Source organism: Cupriavidus sp. 05L411, from assembly GCF_056398045.1.
This window is the reverse complement of record NZ_JBFTOQ010000043.1, coordinates 45,847-57,672: the sequence shown is the minus strand read 5'-3', so window position 1 is coordinate 57,672 and position 11,826 is coordinate 45,847. Positions and strand designations below refer to the sequence as shown.

At 65.6% G+C, this 11,826-nt stretch carries 11 protein-coding genes; 4 read left to right on the top strand and 7 right to left on the bottom strand.

The features are described from left to right. Positions 1–385: 385 nt before the first annotated feature. The 3 genes from AC1DQR_RS32605 to AC1DQR_RS32595 all read right to left on the bottom strand — a co-directional run bounded on the left by AC1DQR_RS32605 (position 386) and on the right by AC1DQR_RS32595 (position 3,487). Positions 386–1,690: an MFS transporter gene (locus tag AC1DQR_RS32605; RefSeq protein ID WP_416047818.1), complete on the bottom strand. Its 1,305-nt coding sequence runs from the start codon at positions 1,688–1,690 to the stop codon at positions 386–388. Positions 1,691–1,815: 125 nt separating this feature from the next. After that, positions 1,816–2,058, bottom strand: coding sequence for a hypothetical protein (locus AC1DQR_RS32600; RefSeq protein WP_006162792.1), 243 nt, complete (start codon positions 2,056–2,058; stop codon positions 1,816–1,818). Further along, positions 2,051–3,487 carry an aldehyde dehydrogenase family protein gene (locus AC1DQR_RS32595; protein ID WP_477134472.1) on the bottom strand — a complete coding sequence of 479 codons (1,437 nt, stop codon included), beginning with the start codon at positions 3,485–3,487 and terminating at the stop codon, positions 2,051–2,053. The genes AC1DQR_RS32600 and AC1DQR_RS32595 overlap by 8 nt, the downstream gene beginning before the upstream one ends. Positions 3,488–3,675: 188 nt before the next feature. On the opposite strand from AC1DQR_RS32595, the gene ppa reads away from it, so the two are divergent. Together ppa and AC1DQR_RS32585 are read left to right on the top strand one after the other, a co-directional pair. Next, on the top strand, positions 3,676–4,203 hold the full coding sequence (gene ppa / locus AC1DQR_RS32590) for an inorganic diphosphatase (protein WP_043344428.1): 528 nt from the start codon (positions 3,676–3,678) through the stop codon (positions 4,201–4,203). A gap of 180 nt (positions 4,204–4,383) precedes the next feature. After that, a complete protein-coding gene (locus AC1DQR_RS32585; protein ID WP_416047819.1) occupies positions 4,384–4,938 on the top strand; it encodes a cytochrome b in 555 nt (184 codons plus the stop codon). A 22-nt stretch (positions 4,939–4,960) separates the two neighbouring features. Here the strand turns inward: AC1DQR_RS32585 and AC1DQR_RS32580 are convergent, their stop codons facing one another. Further along, on the bottom strand, positions 4,961–6,127 hold the full coding sequence (locus tag AC1DQR_RS32580) for a GNAT family N-acetyltransferase (protein ID WP_416050442.1): 1,167 nt from the start codon (positions 6,125–6,127) through the stop codon (positions 4,961–4,963). 310 nt (positions 6,128–6,437) lie between these two features. Here AC1DQR_RS32580 and glnK point away from each other — a divergent pair, with 310 nt between their 5' ends. Then, on the top strand, positions 6,438–6,776 hold the full coding sequence (gene glnK / locus AC1DQR_RS32575; RefSeq protein ID WP_006162803.1) for a P-II family nitrogen regulator: 339 nt from the start codon (positions 6,438–6,440) through the stop codon (positions 6,774–6,776). Positions 6,777–6,874: 98 nt separating this feature from the next. Here the strand turns inward: glnK and AC1DQR_RS32570 are convergent, their stop codons facing one another. From AC1DQR_RS32570 to trxB, 3 genes are all read right to left on the bottom strand, one after another. Further along, positions 6,875–7,516: a trimeric intracellular cation channel family protein gene (locus AC1DQR_RS32570; protein WP_150992623.1), complete on the bottom strand. Its 642-nt coding sequence runs from the start codon at positions 7,514–7,516 to the stop codon at positions 6,875–6,877. Positions 7,517–7,529: 13 nt separating this feature from the next. Continuing rightward, a complete protein-coding gene (locus AC1DQR_RS32565; protein ID WP_477134471.1) occupies positions 7,530–8,225 on the bottom strand; it encodes a Smr/MutS family protein in 696 nt (231 codons plus the stop codon). A gap of 133 nt (positions 8,226–8,358) precedes the next feature. Beyond that, complete coding sequence (gene trxB / locus AC1DQR_RS32560; RefSeq protein WP_416047821.1) at positions 8,359–9,306, bottom strand: thioredoxin-disulfide reductase; 948 nt, start codon at positions 9,304–9,306, stop codon at positions 8,359–8,361. A gap of 170 nt (positions 9,307–9,476) precedes the next feature. Here trxB and AC1DQR_RS32555 point away from each other — a divergent pair, with 170 nt between their 5' ends. Then, positions 9,477–11,801 (top strand): DNA translocase FtsK, encoded by a 2,325-nt coding sequence (locus AC1DQR_RS32555; protein ID WP_477134470.1) that lies wholly within the window; start codon positions 9,477–9,479, stop codon positions 11,799–11,801. The last annotated feature ends 25 nt before the right edge of the window (positions 11,802–11,826 follow it).

Here is an 11,826-nt window from a genome sequence, read left to right as displayed (position 1 = left end):
GGGGCGGCGACCTACTTTCTTGTCTTGCCAAGAAAGTAGGCAAAGAAGGCGCGCCGGATGGGGCGACTACCCCCTCGGGCTTCGGCGAAAAGAGCGGCCGGGACCCAAACTCGCATCGCCTTAAGGCGATACTCAGACATGGGTCCCTCGTTTCCTCTCTTTTCGCCGAATCCCGAGGCGCCCCATACGGCCTTGGCACACCTTGACGGCTCGCTTCGCATCGCCGTGGGTGATTCCCGCCCCTTCGGGCGGAAATCACGGCTACACCGAATCGTTTGTCTGATCGCGTCGTTTCTGGTCCCGCTGGTTGGCTCCCCTCTCCCGCCTGCGGGAGAGGGGCTGGGGGAGAGGGCGGGCGCTCGATGTGGCGCTCGCCGTCATTCTCCTACTTGTTCACCATCCGCGCCGGCACCGAGAGTGTCAACGCCGCACCCACCACCAGACACGCCGCCAGCAAGTACATCCCGGAGTCCGTGCTCTGCGTCATGTCTTTCAACCAGCCCACCGCATACGGGCTGATGAACCCAGCCAGGTTGCCCAGCGAGTTGATCAGTGCGATCCCCGCGGCCGCGCCTGTGCCAGCCAGGAAGGCCGTCGGCAGGCTCCAGAAGAGCGGCAGGGTGGTCAGGATGCCGATGGTGGCCAGCGTCAGGCCGAGCAGTGCCAGCACGGTATTGTTGTGCCATTGCACCGACAGCACCAGGCCGACTGCGCCCAGCAGCGCGGGAACGGCGATATGCCAGCGGCGTTCGCGGGTGCGATCGGCGCTGTAGGCCACCAGCACCATGCCAACCACCGCGCAGCCGTAGGGGATGGCGGTGAGCAGGCCGATGTCCAGCGGGCTCTTCACGCCGGTCTGCTTGATGATGGTGGGCAGCCAGAAGCTCACGCCATACAGGCCCATCACGAAGCTGAAGTAGATCGCGCTCATCAGCCACACGCGCGGGCTGGACAGCACCTTGCCGATCGGCGCGTCTTCCTTGTGCATGTCCTCGGCGGCGATATTGCGCTGGAGCAGGGCCTTCTCTTCGTTGCTCAGCCACTTGGCGTGGACGATGCGGTCGTCCAGGTAGGCCAGCACCACCAGCCCTACCAGCACCGACGGGATGCCTTCGAGCAGGAACATCCATTGCCAGCCGGACCAGCCGTTGCGGCCGTCGAACGATTGCATCATCCAGCCCGACAGCGGCCCACCGATCACGCCGGAGAGCGCAATCGCGGTCATGAAGAAGGTGGTGGTGCGCCCGCGCCGGTGCGACGGGTACCAGTAGGTCAGATAGAGGATGATGCCGGGGAAGAAGCCGGCCTCGGCGATCCCCAGCAAGAAGCGCAGCACGTAGAACATCGTCGGCGTGGTGACGAACATCATCGCCGCCGAGATCACGCCCCAGGTGATCATGATCCGCGCGATCCAGATGCGCGCGCCGACCTTGTGCAGGATCACGTTGCTGGGCACTTCAAACAGGAAGTAGCCGATGAAGAAGATGCCCGCGCCGAGGCCGTAGATGGTCTCGCTGAACTTCAGGTCGCCGAGCATCTGCAGCTTGGCGAAGCCGACGTTGACGCGGTCCAGGTACGCCACCACATAGCAAAGCAGAAGGAACGGCACCAGGCGCAAGGTCACCTTGCGGTAGGTGGCGTCCTCGAACGCGGGGTCGGCGGCGCCGGAGTGTACTGCGGTTGTTGTCATGCTGTCTCCTCTTGGATCTGTAGATCTACATGGATCTATTTTTCTGGTTGCACGATACCGCCGGGGTGGCGCCGCTTGCCGCATGCGGCGCCGGAAAAAACGTCTGCCATGTCTGGGCGAATGCCTTAATGCGAGAACGGGCCGCGGCCGCGCAGCGCGTTGGCGACCATCATCAGCGCTAGCAGGAAGGGCAGTGCCACGTAGAGGCACCAGTGCACGCGGTCCCCCACGGTGTCGCCCCATTTGCGCTTGAAGACCTGCAGGCGTGGCATGGCCGAGGGGTTGGTGGCGCGTTTGTTTCTGACGTGCCACGCCATCCAGAAGAAGAAAATGGCGAAGGCGACGGACAGGAAATTGATATTACCCATGTTGAATGGCGATGGTTTTCAGTGTGGTGAATCCGTACAGGGCTTCGAAGCCCTTCTCGCGGCCGTAGCCGGACTGCCCGCTGCCGCCGAAAGGTAGCTCTACCCCGCCGCCGGCACCGTAGTTGTTGATAAAGACCTGACCCGCGCGCAGCTTGTGCGCCAGGCGCAGCTGGCGCGCGCCATCGCGAGTCCAGATGCCGGCGACCAGGCCGTAGGGCGTGCCGTTGGCGAGCGCGATGGCTTCTGCCTCGGTGTCGAACGGCGTGGCGGCCAGCAGTGGGCCAAACACTTCCTCCTGCGCCAGCCGGTGCGTGGGCGGCACGTCGCGGAACAGCATCGGCACCTGGTAATAGCCGGACTCCGGCGCTTGCGCCACGATCTGGCCTTGCGCCATGGCGGTAATGCCGGCGTGCTGCGCATCGGAGACGAAATCCCAGACGCGCTGCTGCTGCTTGCGGTTGATCAGCGGGCCGCATTCCAGGTCCAGCTCCGACGGCCCGACGCGCAAGGACTCGAACACCGTGGCCAGGCGGTCGAGCACGGCGTTGTAAAGCGGGCGTTCCACCAGCACGCGGCTGCCGGCCGAGCAGGTCTGGCCCGCGTTTTGCACGATGCCGTTGACGATGACCGGCACCAAGGCGTCGATGTCGGCATCGGCAAAGACGATCTGGGGTGACTTGCCGCCGAGCTCCAGCGTGACCGGCACGTGGTTTTCGGCCGCCATCTGCGCGATCAGCTTGCCGGTCTGCGGCGAGCCGGTAAAGGAGATGTGGTTGATGCCGGTGTGGCGCGCCAGCGCGGCGCCGGCTTCATGGCCGTAGCCGGTGACGATGTTCAGCGCGCCCTCGGGCAGGCCGGCTTCGGCCGCCAGCTCCGCCACGCGCAGCAGCGACAGGCAGGCGTCTTCGGCGGGCTTGACCACGCAGGCATTGCCCGTGGCCAGCGCCGCGCCCACGCTGCGCCCGAAGATCTGCAGCGGGTAGTTCCACGGGATGATGTGGCCGGTCACACCATGCGGCTCGCGCACGGTCAGCACGGTAAAGCCGGGCTGGTAGGGGATGGTCTGGCCGTGCAGCTTGTCGACCGCGCCGGCGTAGAACTCGAAGTAGCGCGCCACGGCGCGCGCGTCGGCGGTGGCCTGGCGCAGGGGCTTGCCGGTATCGCGCGCTTCCAGCGCGGCGAGCTCGGCCTCGTGCTCGATCAGCGTCAGCGCCACGCGGTTGAGCAGGCGGGACCGCTCGGCGGGCGCCATCGCGCGCCAGGCGCCGTCGGCCGCCTGGCGCGCGGCGTGCACGGCCACGTTGATGTCGACCGCGTTGCCGCGGGCAATTTCGGCGAAAGGCTCGCCGCTGGATGGGTCGAATACCTTGATGCGCAAGCCGGAGTCCGGCGCGATCAGGCGGTTGGCAACGAAGTGCTGGGCGTGCATTGGATGGCTCCGGCTGGATGCGACTGCCAGGTTGTGGCTGGCAGTGCGCCTGTCGATGCGGCTTGCGGACAATCCGCCATTATCACTCACGGCGCGAGACGCGCAAGGCACGCGCGCGTCAGGCCTGGGTCAGCTTCGAAACGCTATAATGCCCGCCATCCTCAAACACAGGCATCTGGAGAGCAAGCATGAGCTTCAACCTCGTTTCCCCCGGCAAGGACATCCCGAACGATTTCAACGTCATCATCGAAATCTCCGCCCAGAGCGATCCGGTGAAGTACGAAGCCGACAAGGAAACCGGCCTGCTCTTCGTCGACCGATTCATCGGCACCGGCATGCGCTACCCGGCCAACTACGGCTTCATTCCCCAGACTCTGTCGGGCGACGGCGACCCCGTCGACGTGCTGGTGCTCTCGCCGTTCCCGATCCTGGCCGGCGCCGTGGTGCGCTGCCGCGCGCTGGGCATGCTCAAGATGACCGACGAGTCGGGCGTGGATGCCAAGCTGGTCGCCGTGCCGCTGGACAAGCTGTCGCCCGCCACCGCCTTCATGAAGGGCCTGTCGGACGTGCCGCAGAACCTGCTGGACCAGATCAAGCACTTCTTTGAGAACTACAAGGCACTCGAAGCAGGCAAGTGGGTCAAGGTGGAAGGCTGGGCCGGCATTGAAGAAGCCCACAAGGAAATCACCGACGGCGTGGCGAACTACACCAAGTAAGCACCGGCATCCATGGCCAGTCATGCCGGAATCCGGCGCGTGGCTGAACCGATGCTGAATAAACCCCGCTGCGGCGGGGTTTTTTGTTGCGCCAGGCTTGATGGAAACCAAAGACACCATAAAGCCGGTGGGTTAAGCTTCAATCACAGAACAACTCGGCAGGCGAACTGCCAATTCCCCATGTCCGCTACCTTTTCGACGCCGTCCACCCTGGCACGGTATTCCGGCCCGGCGGTGTTCTTCCACTGGGCAGTATTCCTGCTGATCGCCACCGCGTACGCCGCGATCGAGCTCAAGGGCTTTCTGCCCAAGGGTAGCGCTTCCCGGGCGTTGTCGATGTCGGTGCACACATGGGCTGGCGCGCTGGTGCTCGTCTTGGCGGTGCCGCGCCTGCTGTGGCGCCTGGTGCGCGGCGCGCCGGCGCCCGAGCCCGGTCCGCGCTGGATGCAGCTGCTCGGCAGTGCCATGCACCTCGTGCTCTATCTGTTCATTTTCGTGCAGCCCGTGCTGGGCCTGCTGGCCCTCAACGCCGGCGGCCACCTGCTGACGGTGCCAGGCCTTGGCATCGAGCTGCCCTCGCTGGTGGCGCAAAGCAAGGACCTGAAAGAGATCCTCGAGGACGTCCACGGCACACTGGGCACCGCCTTCTACACGGTGATCGGGCTGCACGCCATCGCGGCGCTGTTCCACCACTACATGCTGGGCGATAACACGCTGCGGCGCATGTGGCGCTAGACATGCGGCGGGCAAGCCCGCCCTAGCTGCGTGCAAACGGCGTGCGGTCGTTGAGCTCGTCCAGGTAGGCATCGATGCCCTGGCGCTCGCGCACCAGGAAACGCTCCACGGCATCGGCAAAGGACGGGTGCGCCAGCCAGTGAGCGGAGCGGGTCGCCACTGGCAGAAAGCCCCGTGCCATCTTGTGCTCGCCCTGGGCGCCGCCTTCGAAGGTGCGGATGCCCTGGGCTATGCAAAACTCCAGCGGCTGGTAGTAAGCCGTCTCGAAATGCAGGCAGGGGTGGTGCTCGAGCGCGCCCCAGTAGCGCCCGAACAGGGTGCTGCGTGCGGGGTCGTCGTCATAGACCACCAGGGAAGCGGCAATCGGCTGGCCGGCACGCTCGGCGACCACCAGCAGCAGGTTCTCCGGCATGGCGGCGCCGATGCGCTGGAAAAAATCCAGGTTCAGGTAGGGCGTGGAATGATGCTCGCGGTACGTTTGCCGGTAGCAGCGGTTGAAAAAGCGCCATTGCGCCTCGTCGATCTCGGGCCCGCGCAACTGGCGGAAGGTGATGCCGGCGTCGGCCACACGGCGCCGTTCGGCGCGGATGTTCTTGCGTTTCTTTTGCGAGAGCGTGGCCAGGAACGCTTCGAAGCTCTCATAGCCCGGGTTGGTCCAGTGGAACTGCACGCCGTGGCGCATCAGCATGCCGGCGTCTTCCATCAGCGCGGCCTCGTGCTCGTCGGGAAACAGCACGTGCAGGGAGGACAGCTGGCTTTGTTCCGCCACCGCCAGCGCACATTGCAGCAGGCAGCGGCGCGCGTCTTCGTCCTCGGCCAGCAGCCGCGCGCCCTGCACGGGCGTGAAGGGAACCGCGGACAGCAGCTTGGGGTAGTAGGGCAGGCGGTGCTGCGCGTAGGCGTCGGCCCAGGCCCAGTCGAACACGTATTCCCCATAAGAGTGCGACTTCGCGTACAGCGGCATGGCCGCCGCCAAGCGCTCGCCACCCTCGGCGCGCGGCGCCCATAGTGTCAGGTAGCGCGGACTCCAGCCGGTCTCGTCGCAGGCGCTGCCACTGGCATGCAAGGCGTGCAGGAAGGCGTGGCGCAGGAACGGCGTGGCCCCGGGCTGGGCCGCCACCAGAGTGTCCCACTCGGCCTCGGGCAGCTCGGACAGATCGAAAACGATCTGCGTGCGATAATTCTCCATCCGCTCGTGTTCCTGCCGGCCTCGTGCCGCAGCCGCCCCCGGGGTGGCCGCGTCAGGCTGGTCGGAGCCGGGCTTGAAAGATTCAGACTGCATTGCGCTAGATTTGCTCATCATTGGCGCTGCCCTCGGGCGGCGCCCTTGTTCCGGCATGGCTGCTTTGGCTGATATGGYTGATCACGCCGCGCCCGCGCAGATGCGGGCGCGGCGACGGTTGAGTCTACCGGAAATGGCGCGGTGCGGCAGGCCACATCCCGCGGCCGGCAGGCAGGCTAAAATCTCTCACTAACCAACGACTATATAAGGGGCCAATATGAAGCAGATTACCGCCATCATCAAACCGTTCAAGCTGGACGAAGTGCGCGAGGCGCTGGCTGACGTCGGCGTGACCGGCCTGACGGTAACCGAGGTGAAGGGCTTTGGCCGCCAGAAGGGGCATACCGAGCTGTATCGCGGCGCTGAGTATGTGGTCGACTTCCTGCCCAAGATCAAGATCGAGGTCGTGGTTGCCGAGAACCAGCTCGACACCGTGCTGGACGCCATCGTCAAGGCAGCGCACACCGGCAAGATCGGCGACGGCAAGATCTTCGTGACCGAGATCGAGCGCGTGATCCGTATCCGCACCGGCGAGCAGGACGAAGCCGCCGTTTAAGCATTCGGGCGCTCAGGCTTCTTTAGCGTTCAAGCGTCGGCGGGCAATCCTGGCGATCCCACGGGAGGGGGCGCCTGGATTGCCGCTGTTGTTGTTGCCTAGCTCGGCAACTTCCAGCCGAAACGCACACACAGCAGGCGCGCCGCCGTGATGGTGATGGCGCCCGCCAGCAGGGCCAGTTCCTGCTCGGCCTGCAGCCAGGTCAGGCCAACATAGACACAGCAGCCGACGAAGGCACAGGTGGCATAGGGCGAGCGGTCACGCAGGATCATCGGCACCTCGTTGCACAACACGTCGCGTACCACGCCACCGAACACCGAAGAGATGATGCCCATCATGACCGCCACGGTCGGGGTCATCTGCGCCACCAGCGCGAGCGATGTGCCGGTGACCGAAAACAGCCCCAGGCCGATCGCATCGGCCGTGATCATGGTGCGCTCGGACGCCACCCGGCTGACCACCCGCAGCACGAACGACGCGCCGAGCGACATCACGAAGATCAAGATCACATAGCCTTCGTGGTCGACCCAATAGAAGGGGCGGCGGTCCAGCAATACGTCGCGCACCGTGCCGCCACCGAAGGCGGTGGCGAACGCCACCACAAAGGTGCCCACGGCATCGAAGCGTTGCTTGCGCGCATCGACCACGCCGGAGACGGCAAAGGCGAGCACGCCCACCACTTCCATGACATGCAGGATCAGGGGCAACCGCCCCATCAGGAGATCGAGCGGCAGATGCATCGTGCGCGCAGTCTCAGGCGTGCGGCTGGCGCAGCAGCACCATCAGCGCGCCGGCGCCACCCTCGGCGCCGCGTGCCTGCACGAAGGCCAGCACTTCTTCCTTCTGTACCAGCCAGCTGCGCACCTTGCCCTTGAGCACGGGCGTCTTGTCCGGCGAGCCGTTGCCTTTGCCGTGGATCACGCGCACGCAGCGCACGCCACGCTTGACCGAGCGCCGCACGAACTCGGCCAGTGCCTCGCGCGCTTCTTCGCTGCGCAGGCCGTGCAGGTCGATCTTGTCCTGGGGCACCCATTCGCCGCGGCGCAGCTTCTTTACCACGTCCATGCCAATGCCGGGGCGGCGGAACGACAGGGTTTCGTCGGTATCGAGCAGGTTCTCGACGTCGAACTCGTCGGAAAGCGACGCGGCCAGCACGGCTTTGTCGTCCAGCTGGGTTTGCACCGGCACGGGCGCCGGATGGCGAGGCGCGGGAGTGACGCGGTTGCGGTCGCGCAGGGTGTTGACGTTGCCAACGCTGCTGCGGAATACGTCGGCTTCTTCGCGGGCGCGCTGCGCGGCTTCGTCCGCCGCGCGGCGCTCGGCTTCGCGCCGCTCGGTGTCGGCCTTGAGGGAGTCGCGCAAGCCGGACAGGTCGGTCAGGCCGAAACGCTTGGGCGGGCTGGCGGCGGGGGTGGCAGGTTTAGTGGGCTTTCTGGCGCCGTGCGTCATGGCGAGTCTCCGGGGTGCTCGGCGTGATTATAGGGTGGCAGGGCGGGGCGTGGCTGGTGCGCGCGGCGGCATCACCGGCTTGAAAAAGACAAAGGCCGGGCAAGCCCGGCCTGAGCCTTCAGTCTTTGTCTCTTTACTGCAGGGCTTCCACGTAGCGCTGTGCATCCAGGGCTGCCATGCAGCCCGTGCCGGCGCTGGTGATCGCCTGGCGATAGATGTGGTCCTGCACGTCACCAGCTGCGAACACGCCCGGGATGCTGGTGGCCGTGGCATCGCCGGCCAGGCCGCTCTTGGTGACGATATAGCCGTTGTGCATCTCGAGCTGGCCTTCGAACAGTTCGGTGTTCGGCTTGTGCCCGATGGCCACGAACACGCCCGCCAGCTTGAGGTCTTCGACCGTGTCAGTGTTCACGTTGCGCACCTTCAGGCCCGTCACGCCGGAGTCGTCGCCGGTCACTTCTTCCAGCACGGAGTTCCAGCGGATTTCCACGCGGCCTTCCTTCTCGCGCTGCAGCAGGCGGTCGACCAGGATCGGCTCGGCGCGGAACTTGTCGCGGCGATGCAGCACGGTCACCTTGCTGGCGATCTGGGACAGGTAGAGGGCTTCCTCCACGGCGGTGTTGCCGCCGCCGACCACGGCCACTTCCTGGTTCTTGTAGAAGAAACCGTCGCAGGTGGCGCAGGCCGACACGCCGCGGCCCATGAACAGCTCTTCCGACGGCAGGCCGAGGTACTGGGCCGAGGCGCCGGTGGCGATGATCAGCGAATCGCAGGTGTATTCACCGGCATCGCCCACCAGGCGGATCGGGCGTTCGGTCAGCTTGGCGGTATGGATGTGATCGAAGATGATTTCGGTGTTGAAGCGTTCGGCATGCTCCAGGAAGCGCTGCATCAGTTCCGGGCCTTGCACGCCGTTGGCGTCGGCGGGCCAGTTTTCCACGTCAGTGGTGGTCATCAGCTGGCCACCCTGGGCCAGTCCGGTGATCAGCACCGGCTGCAGGTTGGCGCGGGCCGCATAGACGGCGGCGGTATAGCCGGCGGGGCCGGAACCGAGAATCAGCACTTTTGCGTGTTTGGCCATGATGCTTTCCTATGGCTGGTGCGCCTTGATGCGCACTAGCGTGAATCGAAACCAGCATTATAAGTGGACCGGCGTTTGCTCACTGTTGCAAATTCCAATGGGAGCGATAGCCCTGGCCAAGGTTAAAATGGCCGGCACCACCCTCTTCAGTTGGCAACCCAGATCCAGGCATGGCCCGAGCTACTACCACAACACGTACTGATCCTTCCGCGCTGCCCTCGCGCATCGGCAAGCTGCTGGGCGAAGTGCGCTGGTTCTTGTTGCTGGCGGTCACACTGGCCTTCGTCTGCATCCTGGCCAGCTACAGCAAGGCGGATCCTGGCTGGTCGCACGCCAACCAGGTGGCCGACATCCACAACCTCGGCGGCCGCGTGGGCGCCTGGATGGCCGATGTGCTGTTCTTTATCTTCGGCTTCTCCGCCTACTGGTGGGCGGTGTTGCTGGTGCGCCGCTGCTGGCGCGGCTGGCGTGCGCTGACCGCCGAGCTGCCCGAGCGCAACGGCGAGGCCCGGCAGGGCCTGGTGGTGAGCTGGATCGGCTTTGGCCTGTCGCTGACCGCCAGCATGGGCCTGGAGGCCATCCGCATGTATCCGCTGCGCGCCGCGCTGCCACGCGCCCCGGGTGGCGTGCTGGGTGACCTGCTCGGTGGCTGGATGCAGATGGCGCTGGGCTTCACCGGCGCCACGCTGCTGCTCTTGCTGACGCTGGCCATCGGCCTGTCGCTGTTCTTCCATTTCTCGTGGCTGTCGGTGGCCGAGCACGTGGGCGGCTTCGTCGAGACGCTCTTCCTCGGCTTCAAGGCGCGCCGCGAAAGCAAGCAGGATCGCATCATCGGCGAGGCGGCCAAGGTCGTGCGCACCGAAACCGTGGAAGTGCAGCGGGTCAAGATCGAGGAGGCCGCGCCGGTGCAGATCGTGCGGCCCCAGGCGGTGCCCAAGCACGAACGCGTGGAGCGCGAGAAGCAGCAGCCGCTGTTCGCCGATATCCAGGACTCCGACCTGCCGCCGCTGGCGCTGCTGGACCCCATCCCCACGCACCAGGAAACCGTCAGCGCCGAAACGCTGGAATTCACCTCGCGCCTGATCGAGAAGAAGCTCAAGGATTTCGGTGTCGAGGTCAAGGTGGTGGCGGCCTACCCGGGCCCGGTCATCACCCGCTACGAAATCGAGCCGGCCACCGGCGTCAAGGGCAGCCAGGTGGTCAACCTGGCGCGCGACCTGGCGCGTTCGCTGTCGCTGGTTTCCATCCGGGTGGTGGAGACCATCCCCGGCAAGATCTACATGGGGCTGGAACTGCCCAACCCCAAGCGCCAGACGGTGCGGCTGTCCGAGATCCTCGGCTCGCAGGTCTACAACGAGAGCGCGTCCAACCTCACGATGGCACTGGGCAAGGACATCGCCGGCAAGCCCATGGTGGCCGATCTGGCCAAGATGCCGCACTGCATGGTGGCGGGCACCACCGGCTCCGGCAAGTCGGTCGGCATCAACGCCATGATCCTGTCGCTGCTCTACAAGGCCAAGGCCGAGCAGGTGCGGCTGATCCTGATCGACCCCAAGATGCTGGAAATGAGCGTCTACGAAGGCATTCCGCATCTGCTGTGCCCGGTGGTGACCGACATGCGCCAGGCCGGCAACGCCTTGAACTGGGCGGTCGGCGAGATGGAGCGGCGCTACAAGCTGATGAGCAAGCTGGGCGTGCGCAACCTGGCCGGCTACAACAAGAAGATCGACGAAGCCGCCTCGCGCGAGGAGAAGCTTCCCAACCCGTTCAGCCTGACCCCGGACGCGCCTGAGCCGCTCGAGAAGCTGCCGATGATCGTGATCGTGATCGACGAGCTGGCCGACCTGATGATGGTGGTGGGCAAGAAGGTGGAAGAGCTGATCGCGCGCATCGCACAGAAGGCCCGCGCCGCAGGCATCCACCTGRTSCTGGCYACSCAGCGYCCGTCGGTSGACGTSATCACCGGCCTGATCAAGGCCAACGTKCCGACCCGCATCGCCTTCCAGGTCAGCAGCAAGATCGATTCGCGCACCATCCTCGACCAGCAGGGCGCGGAAGCGTTGCTCGGCATGGGCGACATGCTCTACCTGGCGCCGGGCACCGGCGTGCCGATCCGCGTCCACGGCGCCTTTGTCTCCGACGATGAAGTGCACCGCGTGGTCGAAAAGCTCAAGGAAGGCGGCGAAACCAACTACATCGAGGGCATCCTCGAAGGCGGCGTGGCCGAGGGCGACCTGGGCGGCGATGGCATGGGCGGTGGCGCGGGCATTGGCGGCGGTGGCGAGGCCGATCCGCTTTACGACCAGGCTGTCGACGTGGTGCTGAAGAACCGCCGCGCCTCGATTTCCCTGGTGCAGCGCCACCTGCGCATCGGCTATAACCGTGCCGCGCGGCTGCTGGAGGACATGGAAAAGGCTGGCCTGGTCTCCGCCATGTCGGGCAACGGCAATCGCGACATCCTGGCCCCGGCAGGCACCGCCCGCGAGGAAGAATAAGCTGCCGCGCGTAACATGCTGTTAC

What these genes read in the sequence shown, in the direction of transcription:
- AC1DQR_RS32570 (WP_150992623.1), bottom strand. Translation starts at nt 7,516, where the DNA reads ATGCATCTGCCGCTCGATCTCCTGATGGGGCGGTTGCCCCTGATCCTG.
- trxB (WP_416047821.1), bottom strand. Translation starts at nt 9,306, where the DNA reads ATGGCCAAACACGCAAAAGTGCTGATTCTCGGTTCCGGCCCCGCCGGC.
- glnK (WP_006162803.1), top strand. Translation starts at nt 6,438, where the DNA reads ATGAAGCAGATTACCGCCATCATCAAACCGTTCAAGCTGGACGAAGTG.
- AC1DQR_RS32580 (WP_416050442.1), bottom strand. Translation starts at nt 6,127, where the DNA reads ATGGAGAATTATCGCACGCAGATCGTTTTCGATCTGTCCGAGCTGCCC.
- AC1DQR_RS32595 (WP_477134472.1), bottom strand. Translation starts at nt 3,487, where the DNA reads ATGCACGCCCAGCACTTCGTTGCCAACCGCCTGATCGCGCCGGACTCC.
- AC1DQR_RS32600 (WP_006162792.1), bottom strand. Translation starts at nt 2,058, where the DNA reads ATGGGTAATATCAATTTCCTGTCCGTCGCCTTCGCCATTTTCTTCTTC.
- AC1DQR_RS32605 (WP_416047818.1), bottom strand. Translation starts at nt 1,690, where the DNA reads ATGACAACAACCGCAGTACACTCCGGCGCCGCCGACCCCGCGTTCGAG.
- ppa (WP_043344428.1), top strand. Translation starts at nt 3,676, where the DNA reads ATGAGCTTCAACCTCGTTTCCCCCGGCAAGGACATCCCGAACGATTTC.
- AC1DQR_RS32585 (WP_416047819.1), top strand. Translation starts at nt 4,384, where the DNA reads ATGTCCGCTACCTTTTCGACGCCGTCCACCCTGGCACGGTATTCCGGC.
- AC1DQR_RS32565 (WP_477134471.1), bottom strand. Translation starts at nt 8,225, where the DNA reads ATGACGCACGGCGCCAGAAAGCCCACTAAACCTGCCACCCCCGCCGCC.